This window comes from Pseudidiomarina salilacus, from assembly GCF_047323925.1.
GTDB lineage: Bacteria > Pseudomonadota > Gammaproteobacteria > Enterobacterales > Alteromonadaceae > Pseudidiomarina > Pseudidiomarina salilacus.
On sequence record NZ_CP178751.1, the window covers coordinates 497479 to 513235 of the forward strand.

Below are 15757 nucleotides of genomic sequence, written 5' to 3' on the forward strand. Positions count from 1 at the left end.
TTATTATCAATAATACCCTATGATTGTCGATACACCAAGAGAGGTAGTCCCGTTGCATCGTCTCAGCCGCCGGGAGTGAACTCACATGCAGTAAAGAAATTTTGCCACGGCTGCACATGCGTTTTGGTGGCTACCCGCAATTGTGCAACGCTGCCTTGAAGTTGAGCTAGATAATCCTGCAGCAATGGCTGCGACGTGAGGGCTTGTAAGCGCTGTAAAACGACGGCTGCTCGCTGTCCTTGTGCGGTAACGGCGGCTAATTGTGGCTGCACTTCACCGATAAAAAACTTTAAGAAAACTGTATGTAATATTTCAGCCCGCTGGGGGCGTGAGGGCGCATCGCAGCCGGCTCGTTCAGCAAGGTTATCTGTGATAGTGGCTAATTGCGCGAGGTAAGCCGATTGTTCTTGCAGGGTACGCCACAAGCTCGGTAGATAGTCGCTTTGATGGATGGTTTGGAGCGCTGCTTCCACGCGCGCTGCATCGCTTTGCGGTTGGCTTTGCTCAAGTGCATAAACCACTTGTTCAAGGGCAGCGAGTTGTTCAGCAAAAACTGCGTCATCGGCTTCTAGTAACCCATTTGCGCCCATGCGCAGCGCATGGCGCAGGGCGTCATCGCTGGCTATCGCTTGTTGCCGAGCCGCCTCAAGAGTGGCCGCCTTTTGTTGCAAGGCCGCAGCAAGGCGCTCAGCTAAGTTGGGATCTTCCGCGCGCAATGTAGCAACGCATTCTCTACCCGCATCAACTAACAGCAAATCACCATAGTAACGAGTGACGCCCTGACTGAGTTTGCCTAGTGCGCTGTTACGCTCAGCGATGAGTTGCGCCGCTGGACAACTTTCAATGCGCCAAGCATCTAACAGCGAAATGCTCACCCGCGGCACTTCTACTTGCAGGTCACGACTTGCAGGCAAACGCGGGTAGTTCGGCACAGTAAAGCTCACCGCCGGTTGATCAAGTGTGTTGGTGACGCGTTGCTGATAATCATTGAGACTTTTTAAGCTGGCGGGTAAGTCACTGCAGCCGCTGAGCAATAGTGCCGCACAAACATAGCCAAGCGCGCGGCGAAGTCTTACAATAATCGACGTCATTTGGAACTGAACATAAGGTCGCATCATGTTTACCGGTATTGTGCAATGCCAAGCAGCAGTTGTTGCTATCGAAAATAAACCTGACTTTCGTCGTTTAACCGTGCAAGTTGAACCGCGGTTTCTCGAGCATCTAGAAATTGGTGCCAGTATCGCTATAAACGGAACTTGTCTGACAGCGGTTCAATTTAACACAAACACGGTACAGTTTGATGTCATCGATGAAACCTTGCGTCTTACCAATTTAGGTGAGCTAGAAGTCGGATCTGAGGTTAATTTCGAACGTTCATTAAAAGTGGGTGACGAAATCGGTGGGCATCATGTTTCGGGGCATATTCACGCCACCGGGGTGGTGGAAACCATTACCGAAACTGCAGATAACTGGGCCATGTGGATTCGGTTTCCGGCAGAATTTCAAGCCTATGTATTCGCAAAAGGTTTTATCAGCGTCAATGGCGCAAGTCTCACCATTGGTCAGGTTCACGACAGTCAGTTTTCGTTGCATTTAATTCCAGAAACATTGCGTTTAACGAATTTAAAGTCAGCGCAGCCTGGAACGCGGGTCAATTTAGAGTTCGATCAGCAGACCATTACTATCGTCGACACCGTCAACCGCTACCTAGCCCAACAGCGATATTCGTGATTCGTCCGCTTCGCTGTTCGTGCGTGCTTTGAACAGCGAACGAAGTGAGCGCACGAACAGTGAGGCGAAGCCGAACGCACGAATAACGAATAACGAGGTTATTCGTCGGGGTCGATTTTGACGATGATTTTATCGTGCAACTCGTCGACCTCGATCGCCAAATGCACATCACTTCCGCACGCCGGACATTCATCCTGATAATCTTGAGCGCCTTGCGATGCATCAATTGCTAGGTGAATGTTATGGCCGCAATGGGGGCAGCGTACCGCCGCATCATGTAATTTCTCTGTGTTCATACCTACCTCGTAACAGCAGCATTTACTAGCAGTATGATCGATGAATGGAGTCAGCGCCAAAATAACAATGTAATGCCTGCCGCAGCCACTAGTGCGCCGGCAATACTGCGTGTGCTTGGTGGTTCGCCGCGCAACCATTGAATCGGGATCAACCACAGCGGAGCTGTGGCAAGCAGGGTTTGTGCGAGGCCTGGGTGGAGATAAGCAATAGCGGTTTGTTGCAGCCAAATGGCTAGCAACGTGCCCATGATGATCGCCACCATTAACCAAGGAATAGAGGTATGGCGCAGCGCTGCTTTGGTTTGACCTATGATTTTCGGTTTCAACAGCAGCAAAGCTAGGGTCAGTGCTAGGGTGCCAGCGGCAAGGCGCACTAGCGCCGCTTGCAATGGGCTGACGGCGAAACTTGCGAGTGCTTCAAAGGCCATGACCAAACCTAATGCTTGGCAGAGCGCAGCACCTGTTCCGGCAGCCATGCCGCTCAGTGATAGTCGGTGCGTTTGCGACTGCGGTGAGCGTTCGCTAATAATGACAAAAATACCCATTAAAACCACCAGCGCTGCACCGAGTTCTCTAACGGTCATCGCTTCTTGTAGCCACCACCAAGCAATGAGCGCGGCAAATGGCGGTGCTAAGTACTCGAACAGCATGGCATACCATGGGCCTATGCGCCGCAACGCGCCAAAATAGAGGGTGTCACCAATAGTGATGCCGATGACGCCACTAGCAAGCAGCAGCCATGCTGCGGCACTACCATCAAATGCCAGTAGCTCGCCGCTAAGCAGCGCAAACAGCGCAAGCAAGGGGACAGCTACAAAACCTTTTACTAAATTTAATTGAGCGGCATTCAAATAGCTGCCTGCACGACTATAAAGTAGCGTGGCACAGGCCCAAAATAAGGCAGCGAGGAGGGCGGCAAGCGGGCCGATAAAATTGTCCATAGGGCGGCTATTGTAACCGTGCTTCTAGACCACGCCAATAGCCGCGTTGCGTCACTTCGTTCAGTACGGTATAGTTGCGGCTTCTCGTTGAATCACAAGTGGCACTTGGTAGGTGTCACCACTGTTAAAGGAACATGTAAGCATGCCTGTAGTAACGCTCCCTGATGGAAGTCAACGCGCTTTCGACAAACCCGTTTCCATTCTCGAAGTAGCTCAAGATATCGGTCCTGGTCTTGCCAAGGCAACGGTTGCCGGCAAAATCAACGGTCAGCTCGCTGACGCTTGTGATCTGATCACCGATGATGCCACCGTGCATATCATCACACCGAAAGACGAAGATGGCTTGCACATCATCCGTCACTCGTGTGCGCACCTGCTTGGGCATGCGCTGAAACAAATGTTTCCAGCAGTGAAAATGGCGATTGGGCCAGTCATTGACAATGGTTTTTATTACGACGTTGACTTAGATCGTGCGCTTACCCAAGACGATTTGGATGCTCTCGAAAAGCGCATGTTGCAGTTGGCAAAAACTGAATATGACGTGATTAAAAAGAAAGTCAGTTGGAAAGAAGCCCGCGAAGTCTTTGTCGAGCGGCATGAGCCTTACAAAGTTGAAATTTTAGATGATGATATCAGTCAAGATGACCGTCCTGGCCTCTATCATCATGAAGAATACGTCGATATGTGTCGCGGACCGCACGTCCCTAACATGCGTTTTTGCCAGCATTTCAAAATTATGAAATCGGCTGGTGCGTATTGGCGCGGCGATTCAAATAACAAGATGCTGCAACGTATTTATGGTACTGCTTGGGCTGATAAAAAGCAGCTCAAAGCCTATTTACAGCGCTTAGAAGAAGCCGAAAAACGCGACCACCGCAAAATCGGTAAAGCACAAGACTTATTCCACTGGCAAGAAGAAGCGCCAGGAATGGTGTTCTGGCATCACAACGGTTGGACCGTCTTCCAAGAGCTCGAAATGTTTATTCGCGAAAAGTTGCGCGAATACAAGTACCAAGAAGTGAAAGGTCCGTTCATGATGGACCGCGTACTGTGGGAAAAATCAGGGCACTGGGAAAAGTTCTCAGAACTGATGTTCACCACCGCGTCAGAGAATCGCGAATATGCGATTAAGCCGATGAACTGCCCAGGCCACGTGCAAATCTTTAATCAGGGTTTGAAATCATATCGTGATTTACCGTTACGCATGGCTGAATTCGGTTGCTGTCACCGCAATGAACCTTCTGGTGCGTTGCATGGTTTGATGCGCGTGCGTGGCTTCACGCAGGACGATGCACACATCTTCTGTACCGATAACCAAGTTCAAGAAGAAGTGAGCGGTTGTATCAAGATGGTGTACGAAACTTACAAAACCTTTGGTTTCGAAGACATCGTCGTGAAGCTTTCTACCCGTCCAGAAAAACGTTTAGGTGATGATGCCGTGTGGGATCACGCTGAGCAAGCTTTGGCGCAAGCGTTGAAGAACAACGGTATCGAGTTCGACTACTTGCCGGGCGAGGGCGCTTTCTATGGTCCGAAAATTGAATTTACCTTGCACGACTGCTTAGGTCGCGCATGGCAGTGTGGCACCATTCAGTTGGATTTTGCCCTACCAGGGCGCTTAGGCGCGACTTATGTGGGCGAAGACAACGAACGTCACACGCCGGTCATGATTCACCGTGCGATTCTCGGGTCACTCGAGCGCTTCATGGGGATTTTGATTGAAGAATATGCGGGTTATTTCCCATTATGGCTTGCGCCAACGCAGGTCGTGGTGATGAATATTACCGATAATCAGGCAGATTACGTCAAAAATACCGTAAAAGAGTTGAATAAACTCGGATTTAGGGCGACAGCTGACTTGAGAAATGAGAAAATAGGCTTTAAAATTCGCGAGCACACATTAAAACGTGTTCCTTATATGTTGGTTGTTGGCGATAAAGAAGTCGAGAACCAAGCGGTTGCGGTACGTACGCGTCGCGGCGAAGACCAAGGCGTAAAAGGCCTTGAGCAATTTATTGCTGAGCTGCAAGACGAAGTACGTAGTCGCAAAATTAGTTAATTTATTGGAGGAATGACCCATTAAAGGCGGAAAAAGAACTCAGAAACCTGCTGACAAAAATCGTATCAACGAAGATATTCGCGTGAACGAAGTTCGCTTAATCGGCGTTGAAGGTGAACAGATTGGTGTCGTAAGTATTCAAGAAGCTCTTGAAAAGGCCGAAACGGCCGGTGTTGATCTGGTGGAAATTAGCCCAAATGCGGAGCCACCAGTATGTCGTCTGATGGATTATGGCAAGTTCCTCTACGAAAAAGCTAAGAACGCGAAAGAGCAAAAGAAAAATCAGAAACAGATTCAGGTCAAGGAAGTCAAATTCCGTCCTGGCACAGATGAGGGCGATTACCAGGTAAAACTGCGCAACCTGACTCGCTTCCTCGAGGGGGGTGACAAAACCAAAGTCACCGTTCGTTTCCGTGGCCGTGAAATGGCGCACCAAGAGTTGGGCATTGAATTGCTAAATCGTATTAAAGACGATTTACAAGAAATCTCTACTGTTGAGTCGTTCCCGAGACGGGCTGAGGGTCGCCAGATGATTATGGTGCTGGCCCCTGCTAAGAAGTAACTGTGGTACACAAGTAGGCCAGCGTTTGCTGTCCTCACCCTGTTACACTTTCAATTAACAATGCGGAGTAATTTTCATGCCGAAAATGAAATCCAAAAAAGGCGCGTCAAAGCGCTTTAAGAAAACCGCTTCAGGCGGCTTCAAATGTAAACAGTCTCATTTGCGTCACATCCTGACCAAAAAGAGCTCAAAGCGGAAGCGTCACCTACGTGCTAAGAGCATGGTGCACGAGTCTGATGTTGGCTTAGTTCAGCGTATGTTACCATTCGCGTAAGGGAAGGAGATAGCAAATGGCACGAGTAAAACGTGGTGTGACGGCGCGAGCGCGTCACAAGAAAGTCCTGAAGCAGGCGAAAGGTTATTATGGTGCTCGTTCACGCGTTTATCGCGTAGCGAAGCAAGCGGTTATTAAAGCAGGTCAATATGCTTATCGTGACCGTCGCAACAAAAAGCGTCAATTCCGTCAATTGTGGATTGTGCGTATCAATGCTGCGGCACGTCAAAACGGTTTGTCATACAGCCGCTTTATCAACGGTTTGAAAAAAGCATCTGTTGAAATCGATCGTAAAATTCTGGCTGACATCGCAGTTCACGACCAAAATGGTTTTGCTGCATTGGTAGAGAAAGCAAAAAGCTCTCTGTAAGCCACGAAGAAGTTGAAAAAGGGAGCAAGATTGCTCCCTTTTTTTATGGTTTTTCGCTATGATAAGCGCCTTTACAGGGGTTAAACGAGGAAGGTCATGGAGTTAAATGACATTGTTGCACAAGCCGAGTCGGCCATTGCTGCAGCAAATACACCGCAAGAGCTCGACGCAGTACGCGTCGAATACATGGGCAAGAAAGGTCTATTAACTGAGCAATTAAAAAGCTTGGGCAAACTTTCTGCTGAGGAACGTCCAGCTGCCGGCCAAGCTATCAACGTCGCTAAACAGCAGGTGCAGCAAGCAATTAATGCGCGTAACGAAGCCCTGAAACAAGCACAGTTAGCCGAAAAACTTGCCGCTGAACGCATCGATGTGACCTTGCCAGGGCGTCGTCCTGCGGTGGGCGGATTCCATCCAGTGACGCAGACCATTCAGCGTATTGAGCAGTTTTTCGGTGATTTAGGTTTCCGAGTGGTTGAAGGCCCCGAAGTCGAAGATGACTTTCATAACTTCGATGCGCTGAATATTCCAGCCAATCACCCTGCGCGTGCGGATCATGACACCTTCTATTTCACCCCAACAACGATGTTGCGTACGCAGACCTCGGGCGTACAAATCCGTACTATGGAAACGGAACAACCGCCACTGCGGATTATTTCTCCAGGCCGCGTGTACCGTAACGACTACGACCAGACCCACACACCGATGTTTCATCAAGTCGAGGGTTTAATGGTCGATACCGATGTGAGCTTTACCCAGCTCAAAGGCATTCTTGAAGACTTCTTGGTAAACTTCTTCGAAGAATCCTTAGAAGTGCGTTTCCGTCCTTCGTATTTCCCATTTACAGAGCCTTCAGCTGAAGTTGATGTGCGTCGCAAAGACGGTCAATGGCTAGAAGTCTTAGGTTGCGGTATGGTGCATCCGAAAGTACTACAGGCAGTGGGGATTGATAGCGAGAAATATACCGGTTTTGCCTTTGGTATGGGGGTTGAGCGTCTGACGATGCTCCGCTACGGCGTAAATGACTTGCGTGCGTTCTTTGAGAACGACGTGCGTTTCTTGAAACAGTTTAATTAAGTTCGGGTGCTCAAATGAAATTTAGCGAAAAATGGCTGCGTAGCTGGGTCAATCCAGCACTAGACCAAATCGGCTTAGCGGAACAGCTGAGCATGGCTGGCTTGGAAGTCGATGATGTAGCACCCGTAGCCCCAGCATTTAATAACGTTGTTGTGGGCGAAGTCACCAAGTGCTGGCAGCACCCTGATGCCGATAAACTACAAGTGACAGAAGTCGATATCGGCACTGACGAGCCGGCTACTATTGTGTGTGGCGCACCAAACTGCCGTGCCGGACTAAAAGTTGCGGTCGCGACCATTGGTGCTGTTTTACCAGGTGACTTCAAGATTAAAAAAGCCAAGTTACGTGGACAACCCTCAAATGGCATGCTGTGTTCTAATGCGGAACTAGGCTTGAACGATGACCATGACGGTATTATTGAATTACCTGCTGATGCTCCCGTGGGCATGGACTACCGTGACTACTTAGAACTTAACGATGCCACCTTTGACGTCGATTTAACGCCAAATCGTGCCGATTGTTTAGGTTTGCGCGGTATTGCGCGCGAAGTGGGAGTATTGAATCGTTTAGCGGTGACTGAGCCTGAGATTGCGACTGTCGCTGCCGCACATGACGAGCAGCGCGCTATTGTGCTTGACGCGCCGGCAGCATGTCCGCGTTACCTCGGCCGTGTGGTTCGTAACGTTGATGTGACTGCAGCAACGCCCCTATGGTTACGTGAGCGCCTGCGTCGCAGTGGCATCCGTGCTATCGACCCCGTGGTCGATGTGACCAACTACGTGTTGTTAGAGCTTGGTCATCCGATGCACGCTTTTGATAACGCTAAGTTACAAGGCGATGTGCATGTGCGGATGGCGGAAAAAGGCGAAAAGTTGACGTTACTTGATGGTAACGAAGTGACCCTCGACGATGATATTTTAGTGATCGCCGACGCACAAAAAGCACTCGCAATGGCCGGTATTTTTGGTGGTGAAGGCAGTGGCGTTACCACTACCAGCCGCGATATTTTCCTCGAGAGTGCATTCTTCGCGCCAGACGCAATCGCTGGGCGCGCACGCCGCTTCGGCTTGCATACGGATGCGTCTCATCGCTACGAGCGTGGCGTTGATCCTGAGCTTCAGCGCACGGCGATGGAACGCGCAACACAGCTTATTCTAGAGATTTGTGGCGGTGAAGCAGGTCCGATTGTCGAAGCTAAAGATGAGCGTCACTTGCCACAGCCTGCAAATGTGCAATTGCGCTCGGCGCGCCTCAGTAAAGTTTTAGGTATCACCATTGCCGATGCTGAAGTGAGCGAGATCCTTGAACGTTTGGGCTTTGCGGTGACGGCGACAGAGCAGGGCTGGGACGTCATCGTACCAACCTTCCGTTTCGACATTGCCATTGAGGAAGACTTAATCGAAGAAGTCGCGCGCGTTTATGGCTATCACCGCATCGAGGCGGCGGCTCCGGCAGCTTCGCTACGCATGGTGCCGCGCAAAGAAGCACAATTGCCGGTCAGTAAGCTGAAACAGCTGCTCATTGACCGTGGCTACCAAGAAGCCATTACCTACAGCTTTGTCGATCCTAAGCATCAAGCCTTGTTGTTTGATGATGCGGCCGCCTTGACGTTGCCATTCCCCATAAGCGTCGAAATGTCTTCCATGCGTGTGAGTTTATGGCCAGGCCTTATTGGCGCTGTTGCGCATAACCAAAAACGCCAACAGCAAAGCCTCGCGTTTGTTGAAACCGGCTTGCGCTTTTTACCACAAGAAAAGGCAGAGAATGGGGTGTCGCAACAGCCGATGATCGCTGGTATTCGAGCGGGTAAAGCACATACTGAGCACTGGCAAGAAGGTGAACGCGCGGTTGATTTCTATGATATCAAAGGCGACGTAGAAGCATTGCTGGTCCGTACTGGTGAGGCGCACGCGTTTACCTTTACCGCAGATAGCCATCCGGCGTTGCACCCAGGTCAGTCGGCAGGCATCTTCAAAAACGGTAAATGTGTCGGTCATGTTGGCGCCATTCACCCACAATTCGAGAAGAAATTGGGCCTGAATGGTCGTACCTTCGTATTTGAATTAGAGTTAGCCGCAATCCAACCTAAGATGTTGCCGCAAGCTCGAACGATCTCACGTTTTCCATCGATTCGTCGTGATTTAGCTATTGTGGTGCCAACCCAACTTGCCGCAGGGGAGATCCTCAAGGCTATTGAAAATATTGGCGTAAATCACTTGGTTGACCTAAACTTATTTGACGTTTACGAAGGAACGGGCGTTGCTGACGGATACCGCAGTTTAGCCTTATCGCTGACGCTACAGCATCCAGAGCGCACGCTTGAAGATCACGAAATCAATACCGCTGTGAAGGCAGTGGTAGAGATGCTGACAAACGAATTTGGGGCAACCCTGAGGGAGTAAGCTATGGCGCTGACCAAAGCAGAAATGGCGGAACATTTGTTCGAAAAATTTGGCATCAATAAACGTGATGCGAAAGATTTGGTCGAAAACTTCTTTGAAGAAATACGTCGTACGTTAGAACAAGGTGAGGAAGTCAAATTATCGGGCTTTGGTAATTTCGAGTTACGCACCAAGAACCAGCGGCCAGGCCGCAACCCGAAAACCGGAGAAGATATTCCGATTTCGGCGCGACGTGTAGTCACCTTTAGACCCGGACAAAAGCTTAAGCAAAGGGTCAGCAACGCTAAACCAAAGTAACACCCAATAAAAAAGCCGCTCAATGAGCGGCTTTTTTGTGTTTACAGCGATGATGATAAGTATTACTTAAAGAATAAGCTACTAAACGGGTTGAGCAAGCGGCTCAAGCCAGACGTAAAGTGCATCGGTGCGTCAAGCGCCGACAGGGTTAAACAGTCTTCATGACGAGTCTCTGGCGTGTGGACCACACTGTCATCAACGAAGATAAAGTCGCCATCACGATACTCAGAACGTTCGTCATTAAAGACTCCGTTCACCACTAAAGTTGCTTCGCGACCTTTGTGCGTATGTTCCGGCACACGCGTTTCTTTATCCATATAGATAAAGGTCAAAACGTCTTCGCCGCCTACGTGCACTGGAGCGCGCCACATTTGGCCAAGAATTTTCTGCCATTCACCAACACGGTGTTGATTCCGTGCAAGGGTGCCTGGCAACTGAAAGCGTTTGCCTTCTAATACTAATTCATTTGGCACATCTTGTAGTATCACCGGCGTGATACGCTTAGGTGTTTGCGACATGATAGAAGCAAGCATGTTATCACCGTCAAAACTCACCTGTTCAGTCAGTTCTGCAGGCATTTGTGCTTGTCCGAATACCTTTTGGGCCAAAGATTCTTCGATATGACGAATCTCGTTTTGACAATGCGGACACATGTCCACATGTGTACCTACCATCATTAACATTGCTGGTGTTAAGTCACCAGTAACGTAATGAAAAAGGTGCTGTTCGCTTGGGTGAAATTTAATCATCGCTGTTAATTAACTCTCTTAACTTCTGTAACGCAAGGCGAGTGCGTGATTTGACAGTTCCCAAAGGAATGCCAAGTGCATCCGCCACCTCTTGTTGTGATTTCCCTTCCACGTAAATCAGTTCGATAACTGTTCTCTGCGCTTTAGGTAATGATTCGCAGTAGCCAGCGAGCTGCTGCATTAACAAATCATCATCGAGGGCATAGTCGTCATCGAGACTATCGTTCGTTTCAGCTAACACGGGCCACAATTCGTCAGCGCTTAGATCATGCTGGCGATGTTTGTTTTTCCGTAAGAAGTCAAAACGGATATTCCTTGCAATAGTAAAAATCCAGGTCGAAGCAGAACCCCGATCTGGTTTGAATAAGTGTGCTTTGTTCCAAACATTCGTCATCGTTTCCTGAACCAGGTCCATCGCGGTCTGTTCATTTCCGAATTGACGAGTTGCATAGGCTTTTAAGCGCGGAGCGAAGTAGTGAAACAATTCGCTAAAAGCTTGGCGCGATTGTTCGTTTGCTACTAGGGCGAGCAAAGCCGCAGCATGGTCTGGATCATCAGGCTGCGCAGAGGACATATGTTTCCGTTCTAGTTTTGGTGTAGTCACTGTCTGCATAGTATTACCTGTTGGATAATTCCTCAAGTTACTTTCCTACTACGCAACTTGTATAGGTATGGATCACAGTCTATTGTTCACTTTCATTAATCAACCCAGAAAGGTAATCCAATGTGCGTTCACAAGACGGTTCGCGCAGCAATTCCTGTTTAGTTTCTGCATTCACCGGTAATAATTCTAGCCAGCGCTGACAAATCCAATCAGCGCGTCCTAAACGGTCATCACCCGGACAAGACCCCAGCTCGGGGTATTCAGCATAAACTTGGCATAAGCGCTCTGCTAGATGTTGAAACTGCGGTGGTAGCTCTGTCGGTGGCCAGTGATCAATAATGTGGACCGCGCCACGACGCAAGCCATCGCTGTCAGAGTGAATTGCGTCGATTTGACAAGCGTCTACGCCTTCGACAGTTATGCCGAGTAAACCGTCGTCGCGATGTTCAAAGTCAATGACGCGCGCCAGGGTGGCGATTGGGTGGATGTGCGAGTTGGCTTCAATGGAACCGTGCTCATTGAACATACACATACCTATGCGACCATCGTCTTGCGCGCACACTTCTCGAACCATGCGGATGTACCGTGGTTCAAAGATGCGTAGTCGCATCACACCGCCAGGCAAAACATGGCCCGATAGTGGAAATAGTGGAATGTTGGTGAGTGCACGATGCATATCGATTGCCTCTAGATTTCAGCGCTTGTTTATCATTAGTTGATGTGGTTACGTGGTATAACTTTAATTAGATCTATTGCAATGAACTTTTTTTAACACTTTTCGTAATGCTCGGAAGACCAATGTTGTAGAGGGATATATGCAAACGATAAAGGTTGGGATCAGTGCCTGTTTGTTGGGTGACGAAGTACGTTTTGATGGTGGCCACAAACGTTCGGCTTTTTGTGCCAACGAGCTTGGCCGGCACGTTGAGTTTGTGAAGCTATGCCCAGAAGTTGGCATAGGGATGCCGGTGCCGCGCCCGACGATTCGACTTGAGGCTCATGAAAACGGTACTCGTGCCGTGGTGCCAAAAACTGGTGAGGATGTCACCGAAAGATTGATTGGTTTTGCCGAACGCGCCACGCCACATTTGCAGCAAATCAGTGGTTATGTGCTGTGTGCGAAGTCGCCAAGCTGCGGGATGGAGCGGGTCAAACTTTACGACCCTGCAACTGGCCACGCACAAAAAGAAGCAACCGGTATTTTTGCGGCGCAACTGCAGCAACGCTATCCTGCGCTTCCACTGGAAGAAGACGGGCGCTTAAACGATCCACTGTTGCGCGAGAATTTTGTCATGCGCGTCTTTGTGTATGCTGCATGGCAAGCGCTTGGCTCGCAACCGAAAAAATCTGCAGTATTAGGGTTTCATACCAGCCTTAAATTACTTTTATTAGCTCATAATCAACAAGCTTATCGCATCATCGGTCGCGAGTTAGCAGAGCAACAAGAGATGACCAACGAGTTCTTGCGCCATTACATCGAGACGCTCATGGCGGCGCTCTCAAAGCCTGCCACACGTGCGAATCACACCAATGTGTTGCAGCATATTCAGGGCTATTTTTCTGATCAATTGGGTCATGATGAACGCGCCGAACTGAGTGAAGCTGTGTTAGCTTATCGCAATGGAATTGAACCTTTATTGGTGCCGCTGACGCTTTTACGGCATTACCAACGTCTGTTCCCCAATGACTATTTAGCGGGGCAACGCTATTTGAATCCTTATCCAAACGACTTGAAACTTAGGTACGGCCTGTAATGAAACAATTGATATGGTTTCGCAATGACTTACGCTTACGTGATAACCCGACGGTCGCCGCAGCGTTACAATCTTGCGCCTCTGACGAACCGATTTTCGGCTTGTATTTATATAGCGAAGCGCAGTGGCAAGCGCATGATTGGGCACCGATAAAAGTCGATTTATTGCTCCGTCATCTTAAGGAACTGCAGCAAGAGGCTGCAGAGTGGGGGATTGCACTGCACATCAAAAGTGTACGCGATTGGCAGACAGTGCCGCGCGTGGTGCGCGATTTTTGCGCTAAGCATGAGATTCGACAGGTTTATTGGAACTGTGAATATCCGTTGCACGAACAACGCCGCGATCGTGCAACCCGCAATTGGCTTGCCGATAATGGAGTGGCAGTGACCAGTTTCCACGGGGAGGTCTTAGTTCCGCCGATTCTACGAACACAAGCCGGTGACTACTACAAGAAATTTACGCCTTACTTCAAATCATGGCAGCAGCATTTACGTACCACGGGCTTACCACAACCGTATGAAAAGCCAAATAGGTCTGCCGTGCAGTGTCCGAGCTTTCCGCAAAACGTTGATTATGCGAGACGTGACAGCTCGGCGTGGGTGGTCGGTGAGCATGCCGTGTGGCAACAACTAGACGCTTTTGTTGCCAAACAGGTCGCCGATTACAACGCTGATCGTGATTTGCCGGCAATTCATGGCACCTCGAAGTTATCTGCGTATTTAGAATTAGGGGCGTTAGGTCCGGTTACCGCGGCCCGACGATTGCAGCAACTTGCGCCTGAGTTTCCAGATGGCCTTAATGAAGGGGCGCAGACCTGGCTGAGTGAATTAGCTTGGCGCGAATTCTATCAACACCTGATGGATGCAGAGCCGCGTTTGAGTTGGGGGCAAGCGTTTCAGCCCCATACTGATGCGTTTCCTTGGAATGACAGTGCGTCCGACTTTCAAGCATGGTGTGAAGGACGCACGGGCTATCCCATTGTCGATGCAGGAATGCGGCAGCTGCAACAAGAAGGCTGGATGCACAATCGGGTACGAATGATTGTTGCTAATTTCTTAGTCAAAGACTTACATATCGACTGGCGAAAAGGTGAGCAGTTCTTTATGCAAAACCTTATCGATGGCAGCTTTCCCGCAAACAATGGTGGTTGGCAATGGAGTGCATCGACAGGCACGGACGCAGTGCCTTATTTTCGGGTGTTCAATCCAACTTCGCAAAGTCAAAAAGTTGATCCCGACGGCAGCTATATTCGTAAGTATGTGCCAGAGTTAGCTCATTGTCCGCAACGTGAAATTCACGCACCGGAACAGTGGCTGAAATTTAGCGATGTCGATTATCCGGCACCGATAGTCGATCACAAAGAGGCACGGGAAGGCTTTCTACGCAAGTTCAAGGCATTGTAGCAGTCGTAACTATAATGATAATGAAAGTCACAATGGGAACGCGGAGGTAACACATGACAGACGAGCAGCAAGAACAGCACGACATCATCAAACGCTTACGCAAACATTATGATGAATTTGCCGATGTAAGTATCGATACATTGGGCGATTTGTATCACAAAGAAGTCACTTTTATCGATCCGATTCACCAAGTTCATGGCCTCGAAGATCTGCAGAAGTATTTCAAAGCGACCATGGAAAATGTCGAGCAGTGTCATTTCGCCTTTACTGAGTACGCAGAGAATGGCGAACACTTCTTTGTTAATTGGCAAATGCGGCTGATGCACCCGAAAATAGCTGACGGACAAGAAATTGTGTTGCCCGGTGTTAGCCATTTGGAAATGAAAGACGACAAAATCATTCAGCAACGCGATTATTATGACCTCGGCGCAATGATTTATGAGCATGTAGCCGTGCTTGGTTACGTTATCAAAAAAATTAAAGCAAGGATGATTCCCGCATGAATGTACTCATTACTGGTGCGACCTCTGGAATTGGCAAGCAGCTTGCCATGGATTATGCCAAAGCCGGACATCACGTGGTCGCTTGCGGTCGCAACAAAGAAGCTTTGCAGGCGCTCGAGCAGGAGTTCCCAGATGCCATTGCAGGACAACAACTCGATATCACCCATGCAGATGAAACATTGCAAAATTTGCGTTTCTACACCGACATTGACGTGGTCATATTGAGTGCTGGGGTCTGCGAATACGTTGATATCGACCATTTCGAAGCTGATATGTTTGCCCGTGTGTTCAACGTCAACGTGGTTGGCACCATGCGTTGCGTTGAAGCTTTGTTGCCGAATCTAAAAGCGGGTAGCAAGCTGGTGATTGTCGGCAGTACGGCACGCCTATTGCCGTTTACCAAAGCAGAAGCATACGGTGGTTCGAAAGCCGCAATCCATTACATTACCCGTAGTTTGCAAGTGGACCTTGCGCCACGAGGTATCAAAGTCTTGAGCGTGTCACCTGGTTTCGTTGAAACTCCAATGACTTCGCAAAATGACTTCGAAATGCCGATGCAAGTGACTCCAGAATTTGCTTCAGCATCGATTCGTAAAGGTATTGAGAAGAATAAACTCGATATCACGTTTCCGCGAACCTTTGGTTGGTTCCTTAAATTTTCGTCACGGCTACCGCAGTCGTGGCAAGTTGCGTTGTCGCGACGCTTTTCTAAATAACCGATGTAGTACAGCAGGG

General features: G+C 49.2%; 18 protein-coding genes. 12 read left to right on the forward strand and 6 right to left on the reverse strand.

Going from position 1 to position 15757, the window contains the following annotated elements:
* Window positions 1-62: 62 nt before the first annotated feature.
* Window positions 63-1118: a DUF3080 family protein gene (locus tag ACJ8W9_RS02345; RefSeq protein ID WP_411360218.1), complete on the reverse strand. Its 1056-nt coding sequence runs from the start codon at window positions 1116-1118 to the stop codon at window positions 63-65.
* On the opposite strand from ACJ8W9_RS02345, the gene ACJ8W9_RS02350 reads away from it, so the two are divergent.
* Window positions 1117-1731 (forward strand): riboflavin synthase subunit alpha, encoded by a 615-nt coding sequence (locus tag ACJ8W9_RS02350; RefSeq protein WP_411360220.1) that lies wholly within the window; start codon window positions 1117-1119, stop codon window positions 1729-1731. The two genes, ACJ8W9_RS02345 and ACJ8W9_RS02350, sit on opposite strands and share 2 nt — an antisense overlap.
* A gap of 98 nt (window positions 1732-1829) precedes the next feature.
* On the opposite strand, the gene ACJ8W9_RS02355 is transcribed toward ACJ8W9_RS02350, so the two are convergent.
* Together ACJ8W9_RS02355 and ACJ8W9_RS02360 are read right to left on the reverse strand one after the other, a co-directional pair.
* On the reverse strand, window positions 1830-2027 hold the full coding sequence (locus ACJ8W9_RS02355; RefSeq protein ID WP_034729733.1) for a CPXCG motif-containing cysteine-rich protein: 198 nt from the start codon (window positions 2025-2027) through the stop codon (window positions 1830-1832).
* Between the two features lie 50 nt (window positions 2028-2077).
* Window positions 2078-2968: a DMT family transporter gene (locus ACJ8W9_RS02360; RefSeq protein WP_411360222.1), complete on the reverse strand. Its 891-nt coding sequence runs from the start codon at window positions 2966-2968 to the stop codon at window positions 2078-2080.
* A gap of 142 nt (window positions 2969-3110) precedes the next feature.
* Between ACJ8W9_RS02360 and thrS the strand changes: the two genes are divergently transcribed.
* From thrS to ACJ8W9_RS02395, 7 genes are all read left to right on the forward strand, one after another.
* Window positions 3111-5027, forward strand: coding sequence for a threonine--tRNA ligase (gene thrS / locus ACJ8W9_RS02365; RefSeq protein WP_411360224.1), 1917 nt, complete (start codon window positions 3111-3113; stop codon window positions 5025-5027).
* Window positions 5028-5046: 19 nt separating this feature from the next.
* Entirely contained in the window at window positions 5047-5589 is a 543-nt protein-coding gene (gene infC, locus ACJ8W9_RS02370) for a translation initiation factor IF-3 (RefSeq protein WP_034729726.1), read from the forward strand.
* A 76-nt stretch (window positions 5590-5665) separates the two neighbouring features.
* Window positions 5666-5863 (forward strand): 50S ribosomal protein L35, encoded by a 198-nt coding sequence (gene rpmI / locus ACJ8W9_RS02375; RefSeq protein ID WP_034729724.1) that lies wholly within the window; start codon window positions 5666-5668, stop codon window positions 5861-5863.
* A gap of 16 nt (window positions 5864-5879) precedes the next feature.
* Window positions 5880-6233: a 50S ribosomal protein L20 gene (gene rplT, locus ACJ8W9_RS02380; protein ID WP_411358308.1), complete on the forward strand. Its 354-nt coding sequence runs from the start codon at window positions 5880-5882 to the stop codon at window positions 6231-6233.
* A gap of 96 nt (window positions 6234-6329) precedes the next feature.
* Window positions 6330-7310, forward strand: coding sequence for a phenylalanine--tRNA ligase subunit alpha (gene pheS / locus ACJ8W9_RS02385; RefSeq protein WP_411358309.1), 981 nt, complete (start codon window positions 6330-6332; stop codon window positions 7308-7310).
* 14 nt (window positions 7311-7324) lie between these two features.
* On the forward strand, window positions 7325-9712 hold the full coding sequence (gene pheT / locus ACJ8W9_RS02390) for a phenylalanine--tRNA ligase subunit beta (protein ID WP_411360226.1): 2388 nt from the start codon (window positions 7325-7327) through the stop codon (window positions 9710-9712).
* A gap of 3 nt (window positions 9713-9715) precedes the next feature.
* Window positions 9716-10009, forward strand: coding sequence for an integration host factor subunit alpha (locus ACJ8W9_RS02395; RefSeq protein ID WP_034729714.1), 294 nt, complete (start codon window positions 9716-9718; stop codon window positions 10007-10009).
* 62 nt (window positions 10010-10071) lie between these two features.
* Here ACJ8W9_RS02395 and ACJ8W9_RS02400 read toward each other — a convergent pair whose 3' ends face one another.
* The 3 genes from ACJ8W9_RS02400 to ACJ8W9_RS02410 form a co-directional block, all read right to left on the reverse strand.
* Window positions 10072-10758, reverse strand: coding sequence for a ChrR family anti-sigma-E factor (locus ACJ8W9_RS02400; RefSeq protein ID WP_411360228.1), 687 nt, complete (start codon window positions 10756-10758; stop codon window positions 10072-10074).
* Window positions 10751-11371 carry a sigma-70 family RNA polymerase sigma factor gene (locus tag ACJ8W9_RS02405; protein WP_034729706.1) on the reverse strand — a complete coding sequence of 207 codons (621 nt, stop codon included), beginning with the start codon at window positions 11369-11371 and terminating at the stop codon, window positions 10751-10753. The genes ACJ8W9_RS02400 and ACJ8W9_RS02405 overlap by 8 nt, the downstream gene beginning before the upstream one ends.
* A gap of 70 nt (window positions 11372-11441) precedes the next feature.
* Entirely contained in the window at window positions 11442-12038 is a 597-nt protein-coding gene (locus ACJ8W9_RS02410; protein ID WP_411360230.1) for an LON peptidase substrate-binding domain-containing protein, read from the reverse strand.
* Window positions 12039-12177: 139 nt separating this feature from the next.
* On the opposite strand from ACJ8W9_RS02410, the gene ACJ8W9_RS02415 reads away from it, so the two are divergent.
* Genes ACJ8W9_RS02415 through ACJ8W9_RS02430 form a run of 4 tightly spaced genes read left to right on the forward strand, consistent with a single transcriptional unit; the run spans window position 12178 to window position 15738 of the window.
* Window positions 12178-13116, forward strand: a complete 939-nt coding sequence (locus ACJ8W9_RS02415) for a YbgA family protein (RefSeq protein WP_411360232.1) — start codon at window positions 12178-12180, stop codon at window positions 13114-13116.
* A complete protein-coding gene (gene phrB, locus ACJ8W9_RS02420) occupies window positions 13116-14519 on the forward strand; it encodes a deoxyribodipyrimidine photo-lyase (RefSeq protein WP_411360233.1) in 1404 nt (467 codons plus the stop codon). Before ACJ8W9_RS02415 ends, phrB begins: the two co-directional genes overlap by 1 nt.
* Before the next feature lie 53 nt (window positions 14520-14572).
* Window positions 14573-15022, forward strand: a complete 450-nt coding sequence (locus ACJ8W9_RS02425) for a nuclear transport factor 2 family protein (protein WP_411360235.1) — start codon at window positions 14573-14575, stop codon at window positions 15020-15022.
* On the forward strand, window positions 15019-15738 hold the full coding sequence (locus tag ACJ8W9_RS02430; RefSeq protein WP_411360237.1) for an SDR family NAD(P)-dependent oxidoreductase: 720 nt from the start codon (window positions 15019-15021) through the stop codon (window positions 15736-15738). Before ACJ8W9_RS02425 ends, ACJ8W9_RS02430 begins: the two co-directional genes overlap by 4 nt.
* The last annotated feature ends 19 nt before the right edge of the window (window positions 15739-15757 follow it).